General features: G+C 34.5%; 22 protein-coding genes, 1 tRNA gene and 2 pseudogenes. 4 read left to right on the forward strand and 21 right to left on the reverse strand.

Annotation, left to right across the window (positions count from 1 at the left end; all coding sequences use genetic code 11):
- Nucleotides 1-2 precede the first annotated feature (2 nt).
- The 9 genes from H539_RS0100390 to H539_RS0100435 all read right to left on the reverse strand — a co-directional run bounded on the left by H539_RS0100390 (nucleotide 3) and on the right by H539_RS0100435 (nucleotide 12,150).
- Nucleotides 3-1,178 carry a phage tail tape measure protein gene (locus H539_RS0100390; protein ID WP_026691863.1) on the reverse strand — a complete coding sequence of 392 codons (1,176 nt, stop codon included), beginning with the start codon at nucleotides 1,176-1,178 and terminating at the stop codon, nucleotides 3-5.
- Between the two features lie 346 nt (nucleotides 1,179-1,524).
- Nucleotides 1,525-1,803, reverse strand: coding sequence for a hypothetical protein (locus H539_RS0100395; protein ID WP_026691864.1), 279 nt, complete (start codon nucleotides 1,801-1,803; stop codon nucleotides 1,525-1,527).
- Nucleotides 1,804-1,842: 39 nt separating this feature from the next.
- Nucleotides 1,843-2,961: a hypothetical protein gene (locus H539_RS0100400; protein ID WP_026691865.1), complete on the reverse strand. Its 1,119-nt coding sequence runs from the start codon at nucleotides 2,959-2,961 to the stop codon at nucleotides 1,843-1,845.
- A gap of 258 nt (nucleotides 2,962-3,219) precedes the next feature.
- Nucleotides 3,220-4,428, reverse strand: coding sequence for a hypothetical protein (locus H539_RS0100410; protein ID WP_026691867.1), 1,209 nt, complete (start codon nucleotides 4,426-4,428; stop codon nucleotides 3,220-3,222).
- A gap of 255 nt (nucleotides 4,429-4,683) precedes the next feature.
- The gene (locus tag H539_RS0100415; protein WP_026691868.1) at nucleotides 4,684-5,604 is read right to left on the reverse strand and encodes a PD-(D/E)XK motif protein; all 921 of its coding nucleotides are present in this window, start codon (nucleotides 5,602-5,604) and stop codon (nucleotides 4,684-4,686) included.
- Between the two features lie 34 nt (nucleotides 5,605-5,638).
- Nucleotides 5,639-6,313, reverse strand: coding sequence for a DUF6339 family protein (locus H539_RS0100420; protein ID WP_026691869.1), 675 nt, complete (start codon nucleotides 6,311-6,313; stop codon nucleotides 5,639-5,641).
- Nucleotides 6,313-7,257 carry a hypothetical protein gene (locus H539_RS0100425; protein WP_026691870.1) on the reverse strand — a complete coding sequence of 315 codons (945 nt, stop codon included), beginning with the start codon at nucleotides 7,255-7,257 and terminating at the stop codon, nucleotides 6,313-6,315. The genes H539_RS0100420 and H539_RS0100425 overlap by 1 nt, the downstream gene beginning before the upstream one ends.
- Nucleotides 7,250-9,259 (reverse strand): hypothetical protein, encoded by a 2,010-nt coding sequence (locus tag H539_RS27395; RefSeq protein WP_051348370.1) that lies wholly within the window; start codon nucleotides 9,257-9,259, stop codon nucleotides 7,250-7,252. Before H539_RS27395 ends, H539_RS0100425 begins: the two co-directional genes overlap by 8 nt.
- Complete coding sequence (locus H539_RS0100435) at nucleotides 9,259-12,150, reverse strand: Z1 domain-containing protein (protein ID WP_051348371.1); 2,892 nt, start codon at nucleotides 12,148-12,150, stop codon at nucleotides 9,259-9,261. The genes H539_RS27395 and H539_RS0100435 overlap by 1 nt, the downstream gene beginning before the upstream one ends.
- Before the next feature lie 346 nt (nucleotides 12,151-12,496).
- On the opposite strand from H539_RS0100435, the gene H539_RS27400 reads away from it, so the two are divergent.
- Nucleotides 12,497-12,841 (forward strand): DNA mismatch endonuclease Vsr, encoded by a 345-nt coding sequence (locus H539_RS27400; protein ID WP_051348372.1) that lies wholly within the window; start codon nucleotides 12,497-12,499, stop codon nucleotides 12,839-12,841.
- On the opposite strand, the pseudogene H539_RS33020 reads toward H539_RS27400, so the two are convergent.
- Nucleotides 12,804-12,971 (reverse strand): annotated as a pseudogene (locus H539_RS33020) (DNA cytosine methyltransferase); the annotation flags it as partial. The gene H539_RS27400 and the pseudogene H539_RS33020 sit on opposite strands and share 38 nt — an antisense overlap.
- A 380-nt stretch (nucleotides 12,972-13,351) precedes the next feature.
- On the opposite strand from H539_RS33020, the gene H539_RS0100450 reads away from it, so the two are divergent.
- Nucleotides 13,352-13,543, forward strand: a complete 192-nt coding sequence (locus H539_RS0100450) for a hypothetical protein (protein ID WP_035321691.1) — start codon at nucleotides 13,352-13,354, stop codon at nucleotides 13,541-13,543.
- A 600-nt stretch (nucleotides 13,544-14,143) separates the two neighbouring features.
- Here the strand turns inward: H539_RS0100450 and istB are convergent.
- The 10 genes and pseudogenes from istB to H539_RS0100500 all read right to left on the reverse strand — a co-directional run bounded on the left by istB (nucleotide 14,144) and on the right by H539_RS0100500 (nucleotide 22,240).
- A pseudogene (gene istB / locus H539_RS33330) lies at nucleotides 14,144-14,916 on the reverse strand (IS21-like element helper ATPase IstB).
- The gene (locus H539_RS32685) at nucleotides 14,913-15,236 is read right to left on the reverse strand and encodes a hypothetical protein (RefSeq protein ID WP_051348373.1); all 324 of its coding nucleotides are present in this window, start codon (nucleotides 15,234-15,236) and stop codon (nucleotides 14,913-14,915) included. The pseudogene istB and the gene H539_RS32685 overlap by 4 nt, the downstream one beginning before the upstream one ends.
- Before the next feature lie 1,326 nt (nucleotides 15,237-16,562).
- Nucleotides 16,563-17,354, reverse strand: a complete 792-nt coding sequence (locus H539_RS0100465; protein WP_026691874.1) for a protein NO VEIN domain-containing protein — start codon at nucleotides 17,352-17,354, stop codon at nucleotides 16,563-16,565.
- 126 nt (nucleotides 17,355-17,480) lie between these two features.
- Complete coding sequence (locus H539_RS0100470) at nucleotides 17,481-18,656, reverse strand: type II restriction endonuclease (protein ID WP_051348374.1); 1,176 nt, start codon at nucleotides 18,654-18,656, stop codon at nucleotides 17,481-17,483.
- 210 nt (nucleotides 18,657-18,866) lie between these two features.
- A complete protein-coding gene (locus tag H539_RS0100475) occupies nucleotides 18,867-19,367 on the reverse strand; it encodes a hypothetical protein (protein ID WP_026691876.1) in 501 nt (166 codons plus the stop codon).
- 124 nt (nucleotides 19,368-19,491) lie between these two features.
- Nucleotides 19,492-19,740, reverse strand: a complete 249-nt coding sequence (locus H539_RS0100480) for a hypothetical protein (protein ID WP_026691877.1) — start codon at nucleotides 19,738-19,740, stop codon at nucleotides 19,492-19,494.
- Nucleotides 19,741-19,815: 75 nt separating this feature from the next.
- Nucleotides 19,816-20,085: a hypothetical protein gene (locus H539_RS0100485; RefSeq protein ID WP_026691878.1), complete on the reverse strand. Its 270-nt coding sequence runs from the start codon at nucleotides 20,083-20,085 to the stop codon at nucleotides 19,816-19,818.
- Between the two features lie 488 nt (nucleotides 20,086-20,573).
- Entirely contained in the window at nucleotides 20,574-21,404 is an 831-nt protein-coding gene (locus H539_RS0100490; RefSeq protein ID WP_026691879.1) for a tyrosine-type recombinase/integrase, read from the reverse strand.
- A gap of 164 nt (nucleotides 21,405-21,568) precedes the next feature.
- Nucleotides 21,569-21,636, reverse strand: a tRNA-Arg gene (locus tag H539_RS0100495).
- 331 nt (nucleotides 21,637-21,967) lie between these two features.
- Complete coding sequence (locus H539_RS0100500) at nucleotides 21,968-22,240, reverse strand: hypothetical protein (protein ID WP_026691880.1); 273 nt, start codon at nucleotides 22,238-22,240, stop codon at nucleotides 21,968-21,970.
- 161 nt (nucleotides 22,241-22,401) lie between these two features.
- On the opposite strand from H539_RS0100500, the gene H539_RS33265 reads away from it, so the two are divergent.
- Nucleotides 22,402-22,509, forward strand: a complete 108-nt coding sequence (locus tag H539_RS33265) for an NUDIX domain-containing protein (protein ID WP_342663986.1) — start codon at nucleotides 22,402-22,404, stop codon at nucleotides 22,507-22,509.
- A gap of 363 nt (nucleotides 22,510-22,872) precedes the next feature.
- Here H539_RS33265 and H539_RS32560 read toward each other — a convergent pair whose 3' ends face one another.
- The gene (locus tag H539_RS32560) at nucleotides 22,873-23,076 is read right to left on the reverse strand and encodes a hypothetical protein (protein ID WP_026691881.1); all 204 of its coding nucleotides are present in this window, start codon (nucleotides 23,074-23,076) and stop codon (nucleotides 22,873-22,875) included.
- A gap of 789 nt (nucleotides 23,077-23,865) precedes the next feature.
- On the opposite strand from H539_RS32560, the gene H539_RS0100520 reads away from it, so the two are divergent.
- Nucleotides 23,866-24,303, forward strand: a complete 438-nt coding sequence (locus tag H539_RS0100520; RefSeq protein ID WP_026691882.1) for a very short patch repair endonuclease — start codon at nucleotides 23,866-23,868, stop codon at nucleotides 24,301-24,303.
- The last annotated feature ends 224 nt before the right edge of the window (nucleotides 24,304-24,527 follow it).

Raw genomic sequence — 24,527 nt, forward strand, 5'->3', positions numbered from 1 at the left:
ATCTACCCCTTTTTCATATGATTCTCTAAGTCTATAAATGTAGTAAATTCCTGTATTTCTCTGTCCTTTAGCATCGTCTTGATGCGCTTTTGCACTCCCCGTGGAGTCTTATAGGTCAGCAGCCAGATTCTATCGGCTGAATCAAACAGTTCATGGGTCTTTTCTTCGTCCAATTCTGAGGCTTCAATAATATGGAGACTGAATCTTTTATAACGCTGCACCCTTGAGTTTTTTGGATCTCCGATTACAGCTACCTGAATCCGTTTTCCCTGGGACTCAAAGGTTGATTTTGTCTGATCTGTGACTGTTTCAGTTGCGACGACTGGTTCATGGCTGTTTTGAGGCGGCTGAACTTCTTTACTGTGGTCTGTTTTGAGTTTTAAAATGAGTGCATTTAATCTCGAGATCTCATCATCCTTTTTCTTCATAGCATCCTGCTGCTGTTCCAGCTTTTTTATAGCGGCATCCTTTTCACCAAGTGCTGCTCTAGCATCACTTTTTGTCTTCCCATTTTCACTGCTGAGGGTTTGAATGTCTTTTGTCATCTTCTTCTTTTCTTCCTTCCATTGCTTCTTCTCTGCATCATAAGAGGCTTGTATGGAAGCAAGCTGTGCCTTCAGGTTTTCATTTTTCTGCTCCGACTTTTTCAATTTTTTTTCAGCTGAATTTATTTTCTCATGAGCTTGTTTCAGCTCTTGTTCCGTATCCACAGCCTTGCTTTCAACATCCATTACTTCACTGTCATTTTCTTCATTTAACGTTCCCTCTGCCTGCCTTTCCAGTTCTTCAAGCCTGTATTCCTCCTTTAGAGAGGTATAGATGTACAGCGCTGTTTTAACATCATCTTCATCCGGGCTGGATAATAAGGCACTCAACAGAATAGAAGGAACAATTACTGTCCCTATCGTCGGCATGAGCTCCACCTGCTTCTGTCCTCTATACTTAAGAGCTTCTTCATTTTTCTCTGTAACAGTATTGAAAAAATCCTTTAAATCGCCTATTTTTTTAGGCGAAAGCGCTTCTTGTATCAATTTTGGACGGAGCACAGTAAAATTCTTCTGCATCGGATTGATCTGTCGAAAACCCGGGATCTTTATTCCAAGTGTCTTCCCGATATTTGCTAATCCTTTATCCGAAAAATTCTCTAGAATCCACTTCCACAAATCCTTTTCATTCATAGTATAGCCTCCTTTATGATTAAATCTCTTGTTTTCCTCTATTTCTCTATTCGCTGGATGTTCGTTTCATTTCTACAATAAATTCCCCCCTAAAAAATACCCCATTTGACATCTTTTTTATTTTAATGGATTTTTCTGGGGAAATATATATTTTGTTAAAAAAATTTTATATTTTCCAAGCTTTTATCTTCCCCATTCATTTATCACAAAAAAACCCCATTCATAGTAAATGGAGTTATACTAATATAATTATTTCTCGTTCCTCTACATTTTTATTAAGAAGCAAATAGAAATTTGATTGGTTTTCTACAATTTCTTTCTGTTCTTATAACAGAAAAATTTTTATTCAGTCATTAAAAATATTAATGACATAATTCCAGTAAATCTCCAATCCAGTATTCTTATAATACTCCTTTACAACCCCTTTTTTCTTAAGCAGTTCAATAAGGGTATGAAACTGATTTTTCATTCTGCTTTTGGCCAGGAGACTTTTTACTCCATAGCGTTTACAATAATTAGCAAGGGATTCCTGGTCTTTGTAATACTCATTTACAAACATTTCCTTCAGCTGATCCTTTATTACATAACCGGCTTCGTTACTGTCCTCTAATATTAGAGTAATCAAAAACATGATTTCTTTTACTGATTTTTTTTCTTTTGCAATTTATTCTGATAAGCTTTTTAATCTACTTTGATTGATTGTAAAAATTGTGTATGACTGTTCTCCAGTGAAGTCCTGTTTAGTCTGAAAAGGAATTTCACTTGCAGAAAGGGATTTGCTCTTGATAAGAAAGTCAAACCAATCTTTGTATTCCTTGTGTGTCTTCTCATCCGAGTAATCATTATTCTTCGTCACAGTAACTTCAACAGGTTTTTGGTCTATCGTATTAGTTGCTCTTTCCTTTTCGATAATATCGTTACTTCTTGGACTAAATTCATTCTTAAGGGAAAGTAAGTCTTCTTCAAAATCTTCTGACATTAGAAGATTTTTTCGAATGTCTTCCATTTCCTTTTGAAATTCCTTCTGGTCTGACATTAACTCTTTCCTGTCCCAAATATTATTTAGAGAGTTTTTATACTTTTTTATAGATTGTTTTATTAACATTTCTAAATGGAAAAATACTTTTTGGGCAGAATCTTCACTCAGTTTCATACTATCTGTCAGTTGTTCAGCACGGAATCTGTCAACAGTATTAATTTTCCCATACCATTTCTCAAGAAATTCCGGCAGTCGGCTTCTCTCTCCTCCAAAAAAAGAATCGTATATTTCTTGTATTTCTTTGATTCTACCTTCCCAAAAATGGGACATTACTTGTTTAAAAATATTTTCATCGGGGCTCTTAAAAAACAGGGGATTTTTACAAAAGTAACCTGATAGCACTGTTAGAGGAAATAAAATAATGCTTTCATTTTCACTTGATCTGCCTGACTTTAATATCCCTGCGGTGATATTCTCCTTAGTTTCATCTGCCATACCCGTAAGATACCATCCCAACGGCGATATTTCATATTCGAATAAAACTGTAAGGCCGGATAATGCCTTAACATTCCATCCAGATCCATATAGTTTAATACTCCAGTCCTCTTTTGACGGCCGTACCATTAATACATCACTTCCATTTTTTTTGTAAGTGATGTGATATGAAGCTATAGTCATTGTTTCCACAGCCTCATCTATTATATCTTCATGATAGATGGCATTTTCAAGAGCAGTGATTCCATCTATTACATTCTGATCCGGTTCTATTGATTGAGCTATTTTTGATTCGTAAAAATGTTTCATTTGGTCACCTGTAGCCTGTCAATTTATTTAAGAAGTTCCGTTAGATCCTCTATCAAATCATGTATGTGATCTCTGTGCTCCATAATACCGATCATCTTTGCTGACCTTTTTGAAGGTTCTAAATTGCGATTTGACATTATAGCCAGAATTTTTTTTTCATCATTTTTATAAATTTCCAATAACCGCGCCTGGACAGTTTGAACCTCTAGCATGTGTTTATTAACTATTGTTCTATATCTATAAAGTAATGATTCCATATCACTCATTATTTTCTGATTCGCCCCATTTCCGTAGAAGATTTTCAAACTTGGAAAGATAATCAGCAATCTTGTCTGCCTCTTGATATCCTCTTAACAATGCATTCATATCTCCTGCAAGAAATGCTTCTTTTACTGCTCTTTCTATCTCATGCTGAAACTGAGTGTAAGGTACCGCACTTTGGTCTAACATACGTAAGATATCAACTGTGGACAGTTCTCGCTCAGAGCCTTCCTCAATTTCTTTCACTTTCTCAACATGCTCTTTTGTTGTACCGTCTGAAGTAACAACTTTATGATCAAATGTAATTCTACTTTCCCATTCGTATATAAGCTCATTTTCTGTGGAGTTTCCTGATGCATCCACATAATATCGGGCTATTTTATCAACTCTTACCGTCCATTTGTCTTGTGTGATATCAAAAACAAAACAGTCGTTCATCTTTAATAAACTCTTTAAATCATTCATGGTCACTATTTTATAATCAAGAATATAGTTATATATTTCGATTAGAGTTAATCCCTCAGGATAAATAGAAAGTAATTTATACAGAATCGTATAATCGGAATATTGATTTCTCTGCGAAAGCTGTTCTTTAATAGATTTAAAATCATAATCTGAAGCTGCAAGACCTATATTTTCACCCGGAACTACCTTGAGAGTGTTAATACCATTATTATAATTAAAAAGAATCTTCTGACCGGGAATTACACTTGCCTCTGATAGAAAATCCATTACCCCATTACCGTAGACTATATCCTCACCATTTACAGTTGAACAAATAAACTCATATTTACATCCATCAAATACAACCTCAATAATATTAGGACTCGTAAGGCCGTCAATTCCTAAAATAGACAATTTAACTTTCATTAATCCATTCACACGTTCGGTGTAAGAAATTGAATGTACTTTTTCGGTAGCTTGTATATCCGACTGATCTATTTCTTTGACTTTTGGTTCGGAGGTAAGATGGGCTTTCTTATAGAACCATCTCCCCTGATTATCCCTGCCTATATCCTTGTTGGCTCGTAAAAATGTTTCCACTGCCCTGCAATATAAAGGAAAATCGTATTCCAGCTTTTGCGTTCCGGTAACCCTAATAATTAAATCTTCTACAGAAATTGGTGAACCACTAAGCCTAAGACAATTGAAAATGTCAGTACTATTACGGGCTACCCAGTAGTCAAAAAACCTGTTAGATTTCATGGCTGCCCCCTCTTAATATAATTGTGATACATAGTAAGTATTAATCTAATATCAATAATAGCTTCAGATTGATTCTCCCTTTCAAATATTGTGAAATTTATACAGAGACCACGAAGTGAAGAGCATGAGCTTATTAAAATTAAATTCTTTAAATGCCCTTTCTATCACTTTAGAATTTCTCTTTAAAAAGTAAAGTCTTTTGCAGTTAGAATTCAGTATTTAGTCGAATCCTATGCCCAAAGCGGAATCATTATTTTAACATTTGAGCTTCTGTGGAAATTCATTTACATTAATAACGTCCCCATTTAAACCCCTTAGTTCTAATTTATAAATTAGCCCACTAATATGATTTGGCAAATGACCGTTTTTAAAGCTTTCAGGTACAATTTTCGGGAAATTTTCATCAATTTCATATTTCATTACTTCAAGCAGGCGATATGATTTTTTACGAACTTCACTATCCTTTGGATATTTCAGTTTTTCAAGAACAAGTTCGATTTTCGATTCTTCAACACCAAGATCTATAAGTGCTAGGACCATATCTTGAATAGAAACACCATTAATAGAGGGCTCAAAACGATAAAATAATAGGTAGTTTGCTTTTAATTGATATTGGCTATTGATGGTAATTTCAGATCCATAACGTGCTACTGTTGATTTCACCTCATAGCTCCCATTGGTACAATTGAAATCAACGGAACCGTCAAATGGCCCTACCCAAGAAACATCTTTTTCTTGTTTCAACAAATAAAAATAACTCAACATTTCTGCCAGTACACTATAGGCTGCTTTTTCAACATTAGCATTCCCCATTAGTTCTTTCATTGTGAGCCACCAGGATATTGGATTATCCTGGATCTCTTCATATGACTCAGCATCAAGTACCTTTTCTAAAAAGCCTGCACAAATTATAGCAAAGTCATCGTATAATGTTTGGTGGTCAGAAACCAGCATTAATAGGTGCCGTTCTTCACCACCAAGTACATATTCTTTCGTATAATAGGAGATACTTGCAAACTGCTCATTTACATGTTTATCAGTTGGTATTTCAATGGCAACACCTTGCATACTATTTATTTTAACAATCCAATAATACGGCTCTTTTAATGTAATTGAATGTTTTGCAGACGTGCGAAAATACGCGAAACCATTTCTAATTTTTTGTATTGTTTCCATGTAACAAACTCTCTTCTCTCCAATTTGTTATTGCTTATAAGAAATAACTATATAACTCCGATACATATGTTTCTATCCCGCCTTCTACTAAACTTGGTTCAATCGTATTTAACCTTGCGGTGTTTAGTTTTAACACTCTACGAAATAATTGCGGCACTTTTCTACCCGCAAGTAATTTGTGCTGTCTCATAATTTCTCGTGTTAATTCTACACGATAACCCGCACTCCCTGAGCGATCAAGTAATTGACTGATTTCATCTGAAGAATTATTTCTTAGCGTTTCGAATGTCTCCTCCGCTGTTCCCTGCCAGGACAGATGTATATACCACCAAATGCTTTTCAGCCATATACGGCGAGTTCCTTTATAAAAACGTTGGTCATTTATACCAAATCGTTCATATACTAAATCAGGAAAAACTTCCAATGACAAATATCGCCACACTTCATCCTGTGCTGCCAATCTCTCATTAAAATCAAAATCCTCTTTCAATATACGGTACAATACTAATCCCATATGCAGGTCAAATCCGTAGGAATTAATTTTCTTGATCTCATCAAGTAAAAATTTTTCCTTTTCATCAATCATAATTTCACGAAGCCGATCAAAAGGCGCTCTCACTTGGCGTGGAGCGCATTTTTCCGGGTCAGCCTCAATTTGTTGAAATTTAAATTTGGCCTGGGCTTTTGTATAAACTACATTTTGCCACACTACATTTCACCCGTCTTTACTCGTGTTTCTAAATCTTTACGTATCGACATCGCCAGTTTTTCCGGTGTGTCAAAATCCCAATTTAAGGTTGATTTAAAATAATGTATAACTTGTCCAATAGAACCTTCTTCGCAATTGGTCCCGTCCTGGATATCTTTCCATTCTGAACATTCCATCAAATTATGCAAAATAAGCTGTAAGGCACCAGCTAAAAATTCTATATATAATGCTTCATCGATCTTTGTTTTTGGTTTTTGAATCGATGGGAATGCATGATGGGCCTGATTCAAGTAAATTGCAATATATTCTTTATCAAAGGGCTCTATAAGCGGGTCAGAATAATTAAAATCTACATACCACAAAGGTTTATCCGGTTCATTAACAATAACAATAGGGAAAGTGGAACCCGAGCCATCTAAAATGACAACCCATTCTATTAACTTACCTAAAATAGTTCCAGGCACTTTTGCTTGACCCCGCATACTATTGCGGCTAGCCTTTTTCAAATAAACAATAAGTGAAATATGTACTTCTCCAAATAATTTATTTTGTTGAAAATAGTAATCAATAGGGATAATTATACCCTTTGGTGTTAAACTCGTAATGGTCTCGATAGGGAATACACCGCGTTGTGAAGATTGCTTGGACATCCATTGTAATGCAATCCCTATCTCCGCATCAGCATTGACCATTTGCGTTGGTCCAAACATACTTGTTGGATTACCTAATTTTAGATTTCCTGATATCCCAAAACCTTTTTCTACAAAGTCCCAACTATCATCCTCATTACTCAACAATGTTTTAAACTCATAGTCTTCATATTGATTAAGCGGGTGATTTAAACCCCCACTATCTTTATAATAAAAGTGAAAATCTGTATCGACATTTACCAACTCTTCCATAGCCTCATCGTAAAGCCGATTCATGCTAACCTTATTAGCCAATGTTTCCACTTCCTTCTGGCTTCATCAGTATTTCCACTTGCACATGAGGATCCGTACATGTGAATACTAATTGGCCTGAACATTGGACAGGTTCTGCCTTTTTCTCAATACGTACAGCATACAGCACTTTTTTTTCACTTTTTTGAGCCGCAGATCTGCCAAATAGACCAATCGTGTTAGGAATTGAAATCCGCGTAACCTGAACCGGAAATGCTGTTCCTACACTATCTTCTGATTCCCAATCATCTGCCGAGATCCTTCCACCCTCGGAGGCAATAAATAACTCTATTGTAAAAGCAGCGACATCTTTTGCCAGCTTCAACTGAAAATCCACTTCTAAAGCCCCAGTATCTAAATATTTTTGAGATATAATAGTAAAACTATTACCCCGAACCCTGCTTCTTTCTGCAGAATTCTTTGTACTTCCAGCCTGATTACGACTGGAAGCACGACGGCCAAATCCTGTTGGTGGCAGCAGCATCTTTCCTACATTGCGTGCCAGCATATTGATACCTTGCTTTTCCTTTACTTCTTCCTTTTTTTCATATGACGCTTTAATTTTTCTTTGTACTTGGGAACGTATTTTTTCAACAATATCAAGCGGCCTGTTTTTAATAATAATGTCCGTCCAAGAGGTGTGATCTGCCATTTCACTTTTTCGTAAATACGCTTCTAAATCCACTACATCATTATCTGGTTTCAGTAATTTCGTATCGGAATTTGGCACAAAAATAGCCACTAAATACTCATTTTCTTCTGTTGCTCCAAGTCCCTTGCACCATTCGCCATCTGTTTCATAATTGACAATCATTCCCGGTCTTCTCGCATAAGCCATTAACGGAGCATTTTGCTCAATCATAGGATTTTTTTCATTTACACATGTAAAAGGACTGGGACCATTTGTTGGTGCCAACATATCCAGTTCCTTTTTAGTAAATTTTTTAAATACTACCCGACCCGCGTTATTCACTTTATTATTTTCAAAATAATTACGAATTTGAATATCATTAACAAAATATCGATTTGTTTTACTTCCAAGTACCGCAGCGTTGTACATCATTTGAAGCTCAAGGAATATTTGTAGAAAATCATCCTTTTCCAGCCTATCCCCATTTATATGTCCGTCTAAATATTTGCCATAAATGTATTTATTATTAGCTAAACGAGGGGCGTACCAACGTTGCATTGCAACACGGATATAATCAGCAACATTTGATTCCCAGGGTTTGTTATCTTCCGGATTAAATTCATGCTTAATCAGTAATTGTTGTTCATCAATAAACGGAATTATGATTTTTGTACCTACACGCTTTCCCTCAAATGGCTCTATAGATAAGGAATGTAATATTTCCCGTATTTTATTTTCATCTGTAATTGGGACGGTATCATTACTATTTGATCTCACTCGTTTGCCCCACCAGGCAATCCCACTCGGAACCTTTCCGGCAAATTTTGGAATTATAGTATCTGGCGATTTTTCGTTTTCTACTAAAGTCACTGCTAAACGATGCTCATACTGACCATCGTCCTTTAAAATATGCGAATAGTAAACCACTAGACCAATGCCTACACGGAAGTATACAGTCTTACCCAGTCCCCATGACCCTCCCGCGCCTGGTGTATCCTGTGCCATACTAATCCCATAAACCAGTTTAAAAATATTTCCGTTTGGCGAGTGTTTAAAATCCAGTGATCCCGTCAATCCTGTTGTATTAGCATCTTCAATATAAATAGCCTTTTGTGATGAGGCTCCAAATCTATCAATCAATTGTTCTGTAATTCCATCTAAATGTCCGGCAAAGTTTGGAACATGGACATCCCGAATACCAATATCCACATACACAGAATCGTGCCCCTCTACGCGTATGCCAGCATCTAAACTATTTTGTACAGCTTCGCGTACAAGTAGATCTAAAATAGGTAAATCGTTATTTTGAATAAGTTTTAACAATGAATTGCCGGATTGGGACATTTTCCCGAACTCTGCAATCTCAAGTTGCATTACTCTTTTCCTTCTTCCGTTTCAGACTCTCCCAATGGGTTTTCTATACGAATCGACAATTTTGTCGCTAAATTTTTTCCCGAATGATAACCCGGGACAAATAAACTTACGCCAATTATATCCTCTGAGGCATTTAAGTCGTAACGTTTATTAGCTTCTTTTGTATTAATGCTTTGTTCTTTTTTAACTTTGGAATCTTTGTTAATACGATATAAAAGCAGCTGAGGTGTTAAGCCAATACCGGCAACCTTACGTAATTCATTTATCACACTTTTCTTGGGCTGCTTTTGATTAATTTCTTCCAATTCATCTTCTATTCGTGCACGTTCTTCTTTCCCATCTTTTGAAAACTTATACTCCTTAGGGATCGAATTATACGTCTCACTTGACATGTCTGCATATAAATCAGGAGGATTTCGTAAAACACCAATATTAATTTTTTCGCCAGTTGCCGAACCACGACGAGTACGTGTTATAAGCCCGACACCACGACCACCTACTACCCATTGGTTAGGTACGTTTTCATCTAATTTCCCACTACCAGATAATACGACATTCCAATTAGTAAATCCCGCTTCGGATTCCTTCTTTTGGTACCAATCAAAGAAGGTTTTCATATTGGAGAAATCACTCTGTTCACTAAAGGTAAATTTAAGGAAAAATTCATCCAAAATTGTTTGGAAAGGTACCCCTTCCCAATAAATCCCTCGTTTATTTCGGGTTTCATTTGGAGTCCCAAGACGATTTAAAAATTGCTCAGTGTTTTCGATATTTTGTCTTTGAATTACGGCGTTATCATCAAAAATTATGGTTTGATTAGATGTTCCAGAAAAGTCTAAATCAATTTCCTCAGCACTTTGCATACGGTTCTTCGCAGTAATACGAACCCAGGATAGTTTTGGTGAGTTTTTTATTTTTGGTCCATATTCGTTTGCACCCATACCTTCAAGAATATAAGTTTCGATATCCTCACGTAATTCTTCTTCAAGTGTGGCTAAAAATCTAAACTTAGCCTCTGTATCTGCAGTTACCCAAATTCGTGGAAGCATTTCATAGCCTTTACGATATCCAAAAAATCGGCCCATCTGGAGTAACGTATCTGCCTGGGAAGTAGTACGAAGGAAATATGTACTCACTAACCCTTCAATTGTTAAACCACGCGATAAAGTACTTCCGCCAATAACAATAAATGCCGGGGCGGGTGCAGGGTAATTTGGTGATTTAGGGTCAGGATATGCTAAACGGACATGCTCTAATTCCTCCGTTATTCCATTATTTGCACAATTATCGATACACAGATGAAGACCGTCATGATATTCCAACTTTTTTGTATCTTCCAATACATTAATATGAGAAGGGAAATTCCGGATTAAACGTTTTAATTCATCTTCAATTTTTTCAAATGGTGGATAATCTTTCACACCATCTTTATTTGGGTATTCCTCAAAATCCATTTCAAAGTCTTCTTTCGTGAACTCTTTCTGCTCCTGTTCATAAAGAACACGACAAGCTTTAATAATTTTCACCTTCGGCGTACTACGGAAATAATCATTGATCAATTCCGCAAAAATTTTATGATGTTTTTGCTTTTGGCTGGTATGTACAAGCATACTTATCGGCTTTTTATATTTGCGATAGCGCATAATCGAAGTCGCTATTAGAAACCAATGAAGTGCATCTTCGAATGATTGAGGTAGATATAAATCCTCTTCCTTATGAATACTATGTACTAAATCATAGTCATCTTCCGTAATTTCCCGTACAATTGGCAGACCCCGATAATATTCATTGGTTTCCAAACCAAAAATTTGTTTCGCACCAAAATATTCTTTTGCAGGATTTAAAACTGCGACAAAATCGTGCGGATATAAAGATTCTTCCGAAGCTTCATTTAAAAAATTTGCATAAGGTGTCGCTGTGTAGCTGACGTAGTTCATACTCAACGGTCTCGCACCATCATTTGCCTGGATATTCACCAGCTCCACGATGGCTTTATTCAGCGCTGTACGTTCTGCCAAAGAATTTATATCATTTGTATTTATTCCACCCTGATCAGATTCATCATCTATAATTAAAACACGCATTTGAGAAAGCTTTTTTCCATCTTCTTTTAACCAAAGAATTAAATCATTTAAACGGGTTTTATTTTTCAAGCATACATTTAAGTAACGCTCACGCGACCCTTTATTTAATAAAAGACTGCTTACTTTATGTGAAGAACCTGCTTTTAATGAAAGCTTACTTAAACGTTCCCAAGATAGATTACCTGACGTTTTTAAATCGCTCATCAGCCGATCTTCTGTTTGTTTACGCAAATTTTCGATTGTTCCGGATAATACAATGAATAAATTAAACTCCCAATCTGCAGCCATTGCCATTAACGCAGCCATACTTGCTGTTTTACCTGATTGTACATGACCGATAGTTAAACCTTTAACGGGTTTATCAGTCTCTACACGGAGTTTTTTTAAAATACTAATTGTTGTATTTTCAGTATCTTTTACCGATTCTTCAGTCCATCCTTGACGGATTAACTTGTTTTTATATAGTTGCCAGCTGCTGGCTTCGCCACCTGGGATGGTTAAATTATTATCTTGACGCCGACTTAGGATACGATTAGTGGCAATTTTATCTTCAATCATTTGTTCACGCTCAGCTGCTTCGCGTAAAAATTTTACAATCCCTAACCAGATTGTTGCATTCAAATCTTCGGGAATCATATCATCTTCTTGTAATTGTTCGAGTTTATTCTGCAGCCCTTCTTCATCCTGCTTGCCGTAATATTTAATAAAGTCCCAGTCGCGTCCTCTTTTCCGCAACTTTTCAACCGCCATTCTATGCTCATCATATTTTGGGGAAGAATAATCATTTATATAGGTTATAGTACTCATCTCTTTCTCATGCCTTTCTCTGTTGTACTATATTAGTTATCAGTACATAAATACTAGTACAATCGAAGTCTCAATAAATTGTAAATTTGATAAAAAGATAACCCAGAAATATACTTCTTAACACCTGCAAGCTACTATTAATTTTCTTTAAAAACTTTGAATTTTAAGACTCTCCTACTAAGTTTATATATTATAACGCTTATTAAATAATCTTACTATAATTGTAATAAAAGGTCGACAGTAGATAAAAAGATCTTAATAGGGAAAATAATCTATGTGGTTAACATTAAATATAAATTGTTTTTATAAGAATTTTCAGGTAAAAGTACTAAAGGAGGTGTCATTAATGACTGATGTAATGACAAAAGAACAGCGCAGAAAAAATATGCAGGCAATAAAGTCAATATCTAAATTAGAAAAAATTGTTTCAAAAGAGCTGTGGAAAAAGGGCTTAAGATTTAGAACAAATACCAAAAACCTTTTTGGAAAACCAGACTTATCGATTAAAAAATACAAAATTGTTATATTTGTTGACTCTTGCTTTTGGCATCGCTGTCCCATACATGGGAATATGCCAAAAAACAATGCGGATTTTTGGTATAGGAAGTTAACAAGAAATGTTGACAGAGATAAAGAAGTAAATGATTACTATACTAAAAAGATTGAGTTTCATCCTCAAACCCATGTTTAATTCCTAATGAATTTTTCTTTGAGACTCCAGCAAGACTGAAAGGATGGCATGGAAATCCGGCTAATAAAATATCATGATCAGGTATTTCTGTTTCCTTTATCTTAGTTATATCTCCAAATGGGACTTCTTTAAAATTTTTTTCATAAACCTTTTGTGCATTTTTATCCCATTCAGAGGAAAAAACGCATTTTTCCGCCTAAGCTTTCAAAGGGAAGTCTTAAGCCGCCTATGCCTGCAAACAAAAAATTTAAAATTAAACATAAAATTCCTCCCCCTTCTATCTCGTGCATTATCTTCATTATATCATTTTACCTCAAAAAACGAACGTACATTCTTTTTTTATTTTAGATTAAAAATCAAAATTATTGCAACTAAAAAAGTTTCCTTTTCTTCACGATTTAAGTCCAAAGTTTTACTCAATAATACAAAAACAGCAAAAGACAATGGTACATTACTCATTGCCTCTTTTCTCTTAAAACAAGTGAATATTTAGTGAAAAGCAGATCAGCAATGTTATTAGAATTTCAGTTGAAAAAATATCCAAATGGTTTTATAAAAACAAGTAAATTTGGGATTTATACTACTAATGCTATTTCTATATATATTTTAGAAGTAGATCTTAATTTTTATCAAAATTTATTCAAAAAAGATTTTGCTATTATTAACGAAAATTCAAGTTATGATTTTTCCGATTTAGAATAACCGTGATATAGATATCTTGGTTACGATTTAGAGAAAGGTGGCAAATGGTGATATAACCCCAACTGAGCAATTTATAGTTTTCTTTATAAAATTCAAGCTCCATAAATGGGTTCCCTCCCAACTTATGAAGATGAGAGTCTACTCTTTTTGGTTAGTCACAGTTATCCACTATTAGGTCAGTAAAATGCAAAATAATAATTTTACAAAAAAATTTTTTAATACTGTTCTTGTCTCGAGTTGATTACCTCTATCAATTATATGCAATGAAAAAAGCTATCCCTAGCTAAGTATATCTCCATATATTTGTAAATATTCTTCTTCATTTAATTAAGATTTGATCTCTACTAACTTCTACTAATAGTTACAGTTACATGTATTATAACCCCAGATAGCATAACATTTTTCATATGCAAATCAATTTTTATTTGTAACCAAACTAACTATAATATCAAAAATTTAATTGAACATATCATTATGATTAAGTAGTGCTAATACATATTCATCTTTTCACCTGTATTCACCCTAATACTTTTCTATACTTGTAACCGTCATGTAGAAAACAACAGTTTTTAGTAAATAAAATTCATCAGTTTTCATCAATTAAGATTCAACGCTCTGGTTATCAAATAATGCTTTTCTGTATTTCATTCTGATACTGTCCTGTTCTTCGCTGAAGGTCAAAATTTCACTCCGATGAAGGAGACGATCCAGTATGGCTGTCGTAAGTGTCGTATCCCCAAGGAACTTTCCCCATTCTCAAGGACCTTTATTAGAGGTAAGGATAAATGCAGCTTTGTCATACATCTCATAAATAAATTGAAAGAATAGATGGGCATCCTGTGGTTCATAAGCCATATACATGACATCATAAATGATAATCAAATCAGATTTAATTATACGGTTATACCTTGTTTTAGATTTGCTAATATACTCTCTTGATTTCAATACACAAATTAAACGATCCATTGATATAAAAGAAACCTGGTATCCACGCTCAATATCGTGGATACCTAAAGCAGTTGATAGATGGGTCTTGCCAACACCTTTTGGCCCCATCATAATTAAGGTATAATACTCATCAATCCAGATAATTGTTTTAAAATATTCAGCTGTTTTTCTCCAATCGCTGTCTGTTCCTTAAGTCGAAAGTTTCCAAATGTTAAAGCTTCCGGAAACTCAGCCCACTTCATTAATCTTTCACTGTTTTTTCTTTCCCTACAACGCATTTCATGACTAAGAAACTCTTGGATAAATTCAAGATAGGTCCATCCCTTTGCCTCATCTTCGCTTAGAAGAGAACGTAATTCCTTGGCTGTCTCAGTCAGTCGTAAGGTTCTGCATTTATCCTGAAGTGATTCGTAAGGTTGGCTCATTGATTTGCTCCTCCTTGAAGGACAATAAAATAAATATCTTCCCTTCGTTCGGGGGCAACTAGAGTCTTATATTTCTCATTCGGGATTCCAGTTACTTTATGTTTCTTTCGGCTATGGATTTCTAAAGTAATGGCAATATCCCTAAGATCATTTGCACTAGTCAACCGCAAACGTCTCATTTCGCTAAGTGCCTCATCAATGAAATATGGATGTTTCAAAATGACAGATTGTACAACTTTAAGCTGATCTACCATATGGCGTGGATATTGATTAGAGAGAATTTCAATTAGCCAATTTGCAGCTTGTTTGTCGGTTAACATTTCTTTGATTTGCTGTATTATAGATCCCGTTTAGGCTGTTCACGTTCCCGATGGGAAGGGCCTGATATAACTGCACCACTTCCTTGGGCAATTTTATGTTTTGCTAATGGTTGCCCATTTTTCTGCAGTCGTATGTATAGATACTCAGTATCTGTTTCGACATAAGCTATATTGGGAGCTCCTTTTCGGTAAGTACCGCGCGGTACGCTGTACCTGTTCCCATGAAACCGTATGACATTGTCATTGTTTATAGTTCTGTTATACTGGTACCTAAGATATCTTCAAAAATGTAAATACCGGAGACCGGTTGTAGGTGTGGCTTTTCCAGGGCGAACACCTCGACAGGTCTCTTTTTCGTATTATGATGTACCTTGTAATTCCCGGTCCTCTTTAACCAATTTATACTAGATTCCTGCCAATCTCGTAGATTATCAAAAGTGCGGTTCTTCGCAAAATTTTTCTTTACGTATTTCACTACCTGCTCTATTTTTCCTTTGGACTCTGGATCAGATTTTCTGCATAGGTATACCTTAAACTTTCTTGACTGTTGATATTTAGTGAATTCCACCGTCATGATAAGATCTCCAGCGTTTTCACTAACAGCCAGTAATCGATCTTGGTCGTAGACGATTTCTATAGACATGCCCCCATAAAAACGGAAAGCATTTTCATGCATTCTAATAAGATCTGATGCTCGAAACGGTCGGTCTAGCCATTCTACATATTTATATCGAGAATGTGCTAAAATGAATCCAATAAAGTAGAGCCGTTTAAATGTTCCATTCGTTGCAGGGACCTTCACCTCGCCAAATCTACTTGTAACTGTTGACCCATTGGAAGGTCCGGTACTGTACTATAACTTCTCTCAGATACCATTTTAGGGATATGATAAGCTTCACGTAATTCATTGACATAATTCGTCACAGTTCCTTCTGAGACTGCACTAACGTCTAATTTCTCCCCCAACCAGTCCAATACTTGAGCTCCTGATAAGTCTGGGTGTTCCTTTAACCATCCAATGATTCCACTCCTGTTCATTCCTCACTTTCCATAGACTGCTTTAAGTATATAGAAAGGGGAATCAATTAAGATAAACTGTTGATTCTTATTTGTTGAAATCTGTTTATCTTTATTTGTGGAAAACTGTTGTTTCTAGTTTATCGTTTACAAAAGTCCTCCTGGGGAATTTTAAACCGGCGATTTTGAGGAAGTTATAACCGGCCTTGACAATAAGCATCAAATCAAGCCTAAACCTAAGTAACTTAAACCCAAAGAGAAGTAGATTATATTTACAGGAGTAATCGAGGAATAAAAAAAACCCATTAATCAATGGGTTAAGGTTACTAACTGATTACTGTCTATTGACCAATTAGTAGCAATTGTTGTATAAACTCTTTTAGTAGGATTAAGATTTCTGAATGGATTTTTTAATATAGTTACTTTAGGGTTTTTTCCTATATCACTTATTAATATCAAAACATATTTTTCACCCAATTCTTTAGCTGTGTTCCATTCCTTATCTGTAAAATTTACCCCACCTTTACTATCTAATAAACCCTTAATTTCAAAGAGATATTTAGGTTCATCTGTCATTTTAAAATCATATCCACAACCGTCGTCTCTTCTATCCACTAGTTCACCAGAAAGCCCTTCAATTATTCCATTATTAAAAAACTCAACAAATAATTCTTCTGCCTTTTTTCCTGTTATACCTCTTGTGGTATATTCCCTATTTCCTTTTACCTCATCTTCTTCATCATTACCGATTAATTCTACATATGTTTGTAATTCAACCGTAGGTTCTTCATTTTCATTAGATCTCAATATATCTTTAACAATCTCAGTAAATGCAACCTCACTAAGATTTTCATATTTCTCTACAACCTGTAAACGGCTAGGTCTAAGTTCACGTTGATACCAGCCTAGCCTTTCATTTGGGTTTAGGGGATCAAACTCATCTCTCATATTTTTAATTGTATTTGGTTTAACATTTAATATCCTACCTATGTCTTCAAATGCATGCCTAAATTTTTTATAGCCTAAGTTTTCTATAGCCTTCCAATCAAACTTAGAAAGATAATAAGCCACAATTAATGCTAACTTATGATTATATTCCATTTAATTGCCCCACTTTTAATTAATTAACTTTATAGTAAGTAGATATTCCATTTAAGCTACCATATTAAAACAAAGACGATTTAAAATAGAACGTCTTTGTAAATATCAATGTTTTAATAGGTTTTTTTATACTGCATACTTGTCTATAAGATAACCGAGAAAATCGCCCACACTCATCAGTCCATCCCTATACTCTGGTGGATAATAATCATGGTATGGTTTCGGAACTACTAAAACAACCTTTTCTTCCTTCATTTCCTCCATTTGATTCTTAGAAATACCTTGTTGTAATGTTATTAGATGTTTAACAGGAATCCTATTCGCCTCATTCAAAATCTGCCTCCAGCGGTCTTTACACGTTGTTTTTGCCCCTAAAAAAGTCAAATTTTTCTCGTCGTATAAAAGATATGCATACGCTTCATTCGAAGGTAGGATGAAGTCCGGTTTCTTTTTTCCTTCTGTTTTCCCAGGATGAATAATAGGAACTTCTGCTTGATACAATAAAAAATCCGCATGATGTTCCAGTGAGTGTCCAGCACGACTTTTTCTTCTATTAAGTGCACTGTTGGAGAAATCCAATAATAAATCTAAATTACAAAATGGTTCTGTTAAATAGGGCTTATAAACACTTTTTTCAATCGCCCTGAAAAGTTGATATTCTATATCAATCCATCTTAATAAAACTGAATCGACAAGGTGTGGCCGGTTAAAGCAATTAAAATAAATTTGCCTTGCCTTTTCTGACATTTCCATAGTTGAAGGAAATTCTTCAACAAATGAAGATGCATAGGTATTTATTAATGAATTAATTTTCAATTCTATTTGTGTTTCTTTATCATCAGTATCCAGTCCATAGACTGCATTATTTTTTAATAGTGATATTGAAAAAGATTGAAGAAATGTTTCTATCTCTTCTTCTCCATCCAGTAAGAAGCAATAAAAATCATCGATACTAGCTTGAATAAAAATAATAAGATTACCTACTTGGTCATATTTATTAAAAGGTGAATTTGTCCAAAACCTAGTTAACCGGTATTCCCTTCTAGTCTTACTCCCGTACCATATAGCACGACTTTCAAACGAAGGATGTCCATCAATATGGACTTTTATAAAGTGGTCTTTGTTTTCACCTCTTTGTCCTTTTTCATCAAAAAAAATTTGTGAAGCATTTATGGATATGTATAAGCCTTCTTGATGTGCTTTTGTAAGTCCAACATCATTTGCAGAAATAAATTTACAATAGAAACGACCAAATTTATTAGCCATTTCTATTGCCTTAGTTAATTTATCACTTGGATGCATACTCCAAACCTCTTTCTTCAGTTACTTGTGACGTTTCAATGTCCTCATTTTATATAAGTTCATTGTTCGATTGCTTGAATCATTTCATATGCAATAGGTTCCACCACTGGAACTTCAACATTGTTTCCGAACTGTTTGTATTCGCAAAATTAATAGCTACTTTGACACTATCCTTACAAGAAAAATGATTTAATAAAATCAAAAATCTATTCATTTTAAAACATATACAAGATGGATAAAAAAATAATTGGGGATAGCTAGTCCCTCACTTTTAAGTTTAGTTTCATTTTTTACATATAATATTTCATCAAACTTCATTGTGTGTAATGGAGATATAATAGTTCCGTATCTCAGTATACTAATATTAGCTATCCTATGTTCATATAAAGGAAACTCCTCAATTTGATTTAAAATCCCTCTTCCCAAAACAGTAGCATTACTCACTGTTCTAAATGTATCTAAATCGATTCCTATAAAAACCGCAGATTCACGTCTAAGCCTAGGATATAATTGATTTAATGTGAAATTTAAAAAGTAAGGGACAAACATGCCAATAAACCTTTTATTTCTTAAGCTAGGTAATGTTGACCTCCACACACCAACTGGTATCTCAATCTCCCTTGGCAGTGTATAATTAAACCTCAAAGCATCCCCTAACTCAAACATCCCAAGAATTTCAAGAGAATTAGTATAATGCCCTGCTATAATCATTTGTCCTATTTCCTCAGGCCAATTATCTAACTCTTAAAATCTTCCATCCCAGGTGTATAAGGGTCTTCGGCTAGTAAATTGGGTTTTACTGTCTTATATTCGTCCTTCGTTAGTAACCTAGTAGCTACATATATCCCTTAATAGAATGAGCTACTCCACTACTATCACTAATAGTTACCCTGCTAAATTGGTTCCTCCAGTTTGCAAATTCTTTATTCCTAAAACTAATTGAGCCCTTTCTCCCTTTTGCTTCTGCTATATATATTTTTCTTGCAGATTTAGCACATAGATAATCTGGTGTATCTCCATTAACTGTTCTTTCAATCTTATATCCTCCTTCAGCTAAAATTGATTTATCAAGAACTTCATCCATATGTACGAAATATTTGATTCCTAAATGTTCGTGTAGAAACCACCTGCAAAAAGCTTTCCCCCATCTATTGCTTTCTCATATTCTTACCTCTTTATGTGAACCTAATCCTCTTTTTTCAAATCTAAAATAATCATCACTATTAATAAAGGACTTATAATGTTCAAACAAATGTTGAGAACGTGAAAAAGCAGGAGAACCGCCATATGCATCCATATATAGGAAATGACAAATGTTCCGAACATCTATTGTTATGTAATCTACAGGTATACTAGGATGACCTGTCTTTTGAAGAGTAGTTGGAATATTGGTAAACTTGTTCATGCCAAAAGATAGTTTTTTCTTCATTTTTCTACCTCGACCAACGTTAATTATATTACAGAATCATTATAAAGAATCTCTTGAGTTTATTCATAATGATTTTTGATATAAAATTTATTCTCCCTATGCCATTTCATATACTACTGCTGGCATTTGTTCATTCTAATATTCATAGTTTCATTGATATTAAGAATACTAGAATGCTTATACAGACCTATCGGAAATAAAAATTACCCCATCACTATCCTTTCAAACACACTTCCATCTTCAAAGATATAAAAGCTAAAATTAGTAGTATTATCTTGAAAACAACATTGCTCATTATTTTGAAATATACTTTCTTACAGGAGAGAATTTATTGTGTTGTTTATAAATATGCTCAGCCTAACTGTTAATATTTCCTTGTAGTCTTGATATCAGAAATGGACAACAATCTTTTGGAGTGTGAAAATATCCCACCATACAATATGTAATTCCTACAAAAGGTATGCCGAAACATATAAGATGTAGTCTTTCTATCCCATTTTATCATTTTTTCGGTTAAGCCTACGTCGAAACGCATCTGCTGTAAAAGGCTCACCATAGGCATTGAAAAATACATATTCACAATCACCAAAGTAATTAGAGATTTCCATGTGTAGTTCTTGCAATAGCTTTCCTACCTCCCTAGTAATAGACACATCTCTGCCTTTTCTATTTTTTGCTGTTTCAGAAGGGATATGAATGGTTAACAGTTTTAAATCGATGTGGGATACCTGCAAATTGACAGCTTTATTAATCCTCATACCAGTATCCAGTAGCAGAAGAATCAATACTTTATCCCTCCATTGGGCGTATTCTCTCGTGTCAAACTGGCTAAGCAGCTTATTCAAGACTTCATCATTCAACCCTTGTACTTCCTTTTGTTCATCATCCCTAACAAGTTTGATGTTGCTGACTGGATTAGTCTGAATAATCCCTTCCTTAAACCCAAAGTTACACATGGTTTTTAGTGTTCTTAGTCGAATGTTACTTGTATTTACAGAAAGTCCTGCAGATTCCTTTTCCCTGTTCGCAATTCCTTCGTAAGCTTTTTTTGTTTGTTTCAAGTAAATGATGTATTCACATATTATTTTTGCTGATAAGCCATTAATTAAGTTCACCTTATACTGATACTCCTCTAAAAACATCTTAAGATATCTTTTATAATGCCGATATTCCTCAATTGTTCGTGAACGGACTCCTTCTGCTTCTTTAGATAAAATGAATGTTTCTAAAGCTTCATCTATAGTGTACTCTTCAACATCCACAAAACTTGTACTCTTAGTTGCTGCTTGTCCTCTTCCGCCTATATATGCTCTTGCCATTTTACCTAAACCTCCAAATAGAATGGAGGACACACAAAGGATGCCTTCTGTCCCACAAAACGTCAACCCAAAACTACACAAAAAAGGTTGATATATGTTGGACAACCAAAACCCATTTAAGTTTTGGAAACCCTTATATATCAACCTTTTTCACAATTCAGCGTTCCAAAAGAGATTCGAATTCTCGACCTACAGCTTAGGAGGTTGTTTCTCTTGCCAGCTGAGTTACTGGGAGCTATTATATGAACATGGCTACAAATCTCATACAAAAGTGATTATCCCCCTACTATTTTTCAGAACTTCATGAGAAAAAAGAATAATCTTCAATTTAATAAGTATTTATTATACAAGATAGAATATTTAAAAAACTCACATATTGTAAGTTGATAAACGTTGGTATTATTAACATGAACGTTATACCACCATATTCACTAAAGAATATTAGAGGTTGATGTATCAGCTTTGTTAAACTAATTTTATATTAAGGAGAGAATATCACTCTTGTTAAATATTATTAACCCTGCGCAATGTATATAAAAACCTAAGAAAAAGACATTATATAATTAGTAATGATCCATATCAAAATAATTATAACAAGCATTTTCATTAAGAATAGCAAAATCATTCTTCACTATTTGAGGCTGTAATAATAAATCTACTTCAAGGATGAATGCTGATAAAGCATTGTTTGTAGAAAAACTAAATTTATTAGTAGCGATGATCCCTTTTGGATATTTACTTAATTGCGATAGAAGTAAAGCTCCCGATCTACTCTTAAACCAAAAATTTTCAGTACGATTATCAATAAATGTAACATAAACAATGAAATAACGCATACTCTATCCCCCTAATTATATATTCGACTTTAATATTATATTTCCTTTATACTAATAAAAGAAAAAATCAATTAGTAAGGAGCCACGACAGTAGTAGCCAATTATCCAAAATGAACAAGAAGAGATCTTATGCGAATTGAGATCCCCTGAAATGTCCCAACATGTGGGAGTTTCCAGGAGGAAAAGTCGAACCAAATGAAGATATCAACTCGGCTCTCGTAAGAGAAACACATAATATACCTAGGGTTCTTCAACGAAAATACACATGATAAGACACCTTTATCATTAATCTCATATCAATTAAGTGAAAAGTTGCCAGCGGAGAACCACAACCAAGTAGCATTCAAAACTAATCTGGCTCAAAAAAAAAAATCTTAGCTCCCTTTAATGGGCACCTGCTGATTTTCCAGCGGTAGAACAGTTAATGAATGGAAAATAGTCTTCTCATATGAGAAGACCATACTTTTTTCGTGTATTCTGTATATAAGTTGGTTGGAATTTCATTCTACAGCTTATACTTTACTGTTATTGGTTTTGCTCCGGAAAATTCCACGCTATCCCCTTTTCCTATATAAATATACGGCTCTACCTTACCTTCGATTTCCTTGTACTTTCTAACAAACAAGTGAAGATTAATGCACCTTTGTTTTAAAAATAATGTTTTTTCCTCTATCGGTTTGCTGGGAGACAGTGTTTGGTGTTTGCCACTCCTTTATATCTTCTTCCTTGTGTAGATCAATATAGAGGAAATATTCATTCCCATTTGTAATGAGCCCAGATCCTCGAAAGGTGTTATGTAGCTTTCGGTAATTTGATAAAAGAGCTGCATCTACCATTCGGTAATGCTCATACAATTTAATTTGAAATGTGATACTCCATAGTAGACATTTTTAAAATCTAACTGAACACTATCATAGTAGTTCTGGTTTAAGTATTCCATTGCGTGCAGTACACTTTCTCTCCATCATCAAGGACTTTCTGAATTTCATTGATTACTTTGTCCAGTGATATTTCTTCATGCTGAAGAAGATATTTTATCAACACGAACTCATAAATTCTCTTTAAAGGCACCTTACTAGAAAGTTCTTTAGGGTACCTTCAAAGTGAGGATTCCCCAATAATTCTATGTTTTTTCACGGTCAATGAATTTAATTGGATCAGGTCCCGGTAGGGATCTAACTTTTTACTTCTGGAACCCAAAGATTCAACCCTATCCACTGCCTCTTCAAATGACATATTCAAATATTTTTACACAGTGTTTCTTGATATACCAACGTCTTTGAGATAGCAGCTACCTTAAATCCTTGTTTCTTTAATTGTTGAACATGAATATACAATTGCAATTTTCCCACCTTTCAAATCCTCCAGCTAAACTATGTTGAAAAACTATCATAGCTCAACTAGCCTTAATTTGGTGAGAAAATGTTCATTTTTATCTAGCATAAATTGTTCAATTTAGTCTAGCAGTTACATTCCTTTACGGTGTGTTGGATATTCCTCCACACCAATTAGATTTAATATTCCATCACATACACAAATCATAAGTACAACTCTGATTAGTCATTCTTAATCCTTACCTGTTTGCAAATAATCGGAAGAGGTAAATATATTATAGAGGTGGTACGATGACTGATGTAATGACCAAAGATCAACGAAGGAAAAACATGCAAGCCATCAAGTCAATTAGTAAATTAGAAGGTATAGTATCAAGGGAATTATGGAAAAGAGGCTTAAGATACAGGAGAAATACAAAGTTGTTTGGTAAACCTGATATATCAATTACTAAATACAAAGTAGTTATTTTTATTGACTCTTGCTTTTGGCACTGCTGCCCTATACACGGGAATACGCCAAAGAATAATTCGGAGTTCTGGAAAAATAAATTGGGAAGAAATGTGGAGCGGGATAAAGAGGTAAATCTATATTATCTAGAAAAAGACTGGCACCTTAAACGAGTATGGGAACACGAGATTAAGCAGGATCTAGATGAGGTGGTCAATGATATCATTCAATTTATTAGCGAGGCTAAAAAAAGTAGTAGTGGGAAGCCCACTACTACTTAACTGCTTTTATAATTTTCCTGTTTCATTTCTAAAGGCTTAAATGTGTAGACAACGTATGATATTTCCACCTTTTTTGTATCCGTCTTCAAACTTTTTCAAATCTTTCAGGTTACTTTACCGTTTAATTTGTGATTTTGTAAGGTTATTTCTATTAATTCTTCTTCATTATTTACTTTCAAGTATATAACATAATCTACTAATACTCTATTTAGAAAATAAAAAGA

The organism is Peribacillus kribbensis DSM 17871, from assembly GCF_000430765.1.
GTDB classification, from domain to species: domain Bacteria; phylum Bacillota; class Bacilli; order Bacillales; family DSM-1321; genus Paraperibacillus; species Paraperibacillus kribbensis.

Excerpts from the sequence above, each read along its gene's own strand:
- H539_RS0100410 (WP_026691867.1), bottom strand. The coding sequence starts at position 4,428 with ATGAAATCTAACAGGTTTTTTGACTACTGGGTAGCCCGTAATAGTACT.
- H539_RS0100435 (WP_051348371.1), bottom strand. The coding sequence starts at position 12,150 with ATGAGTACTATAACCTATATAAATGATTATTCTTCCCCAAAATATGAT.
- H539_RS27400 (WP_051348372.1), top strand. The coding sequence starts at position 12,497 with ATGACTGATGTAATGACAAAAGAACAGCGCAGAAAAAATATGCAGGCA.
- H539_RS0100520 (WP_026691882.1), top strand. The coding sequence starts at position 23,866 with ATGACTGATGTAATGACCAAAGATCAACGAAGGAAAAACATGCAAGCC.
- H539_RS32560 (WP_026691881.1), bottom strand. The coding sequence starts at position 23,076 with ATGGTAGATGCAGCTCTTTTATCAAATTACCGAAAGCTACATAACACC.
- H539_RS0100490 (WP_026691879.1), bottom strand. The coding sequence starts at position 21,404 with ATGGCAAGAGCATATATAGGCGGAAGAGGACAAGCAGCAACTAAGAGT.
- H539_RS0100485 (WP_026691878.1), bottom strand. The coding sequence starts at position 20,085 with ATGAAGAAAAAACTATCTTTTGGCATGAACAAGTTTACCAATATTCCA.
- H539_RS0100475 (WP_026691876.1), bottom strand. The coding sequence starts at position 19,367 with ATGATTATAGCAGGGCATTATACTAATTCTCTTGAAATTCTTGGGATG.
- H539_RS0100400 (WP_026691865.1), bottom strand. The coding sequence starts at position 2,961 with ATGAAACATTTTTACGAATCAAAAATAGCTCAATCAATAGAACCGGAT.
- H539_RS27395 (WP_051348370.1), bottom strand. The coding sequence starts at position 9,259 with ATGCAACTTGAGATTGCAGAGTTCGGGAAAATGTCCCAATCCGGCAAT.
- H539_RS0100415 (WP_026691868.1), bottom strand. The coding sequence starts at position 5,604 with ATGGAAACAATACAAAAAATTAGAAATGGTTTCGCGTATTTTCGCACG.
- H539_RS0100500 (WP_026691880.1), bottom strand. The coding sequence starts at position 22,240 with ATGCGTTATTTCATTGTTTATGTTACATTTATTGATAATCGTACTGAA.
- H539_RS32685 (WP_051348373.1), bottom strand. The coding sequence starts at position 15,236 with ATGTTAACCGACAAACAAGCTGCAAATTGGCTAATTGAAATTCTCTCT.
- H539_RS0100450 (WP_035321691.1), top strand. The coding sequence starts at position 13,352 with ATGTTATTAGAATTTCAGTTGAAAAAATATCCAAATGGTTTTATAAAA.
- H539_RS0100470 (WP_051348374.1), bottom strand. The coding sequence starts at position 18,656 with ATGCATCCAAGTGATAAATTAACTAAGGCAATAGAAATGGCTAATAAA.
- H539_RS33265 (WP_342663986.1), top strand. The coding sequence starts at position 22,402 with ATGTGGGAGTTTCCAGGAGGAAAAGTCGAACCAAATGAAGATATCAAC.
- H539_RS0100465 (WP_026691874.1), bottom strand. The coding sequence starts at position 17,354 with ATGGAATATAATCATAAGTTAGCATTAATTGTGGCTTATTATCTTTCT.
- H539_RS0100480 (WP_026691877.1), bottom strand. The coding sequence starts at position 19,740 with ATGGATGAAGTTCTTGATAAATCAATTTTAGCTGAAGGAGGATATAAG.
- H539_RS0100390 (WP_026691863.1), bottom strand. The coding sequence starts at position 1,178 with ATGAATGAAAAGGATTTGTGGAAGTGGATTCTAGAGAATTTTTCGGAT.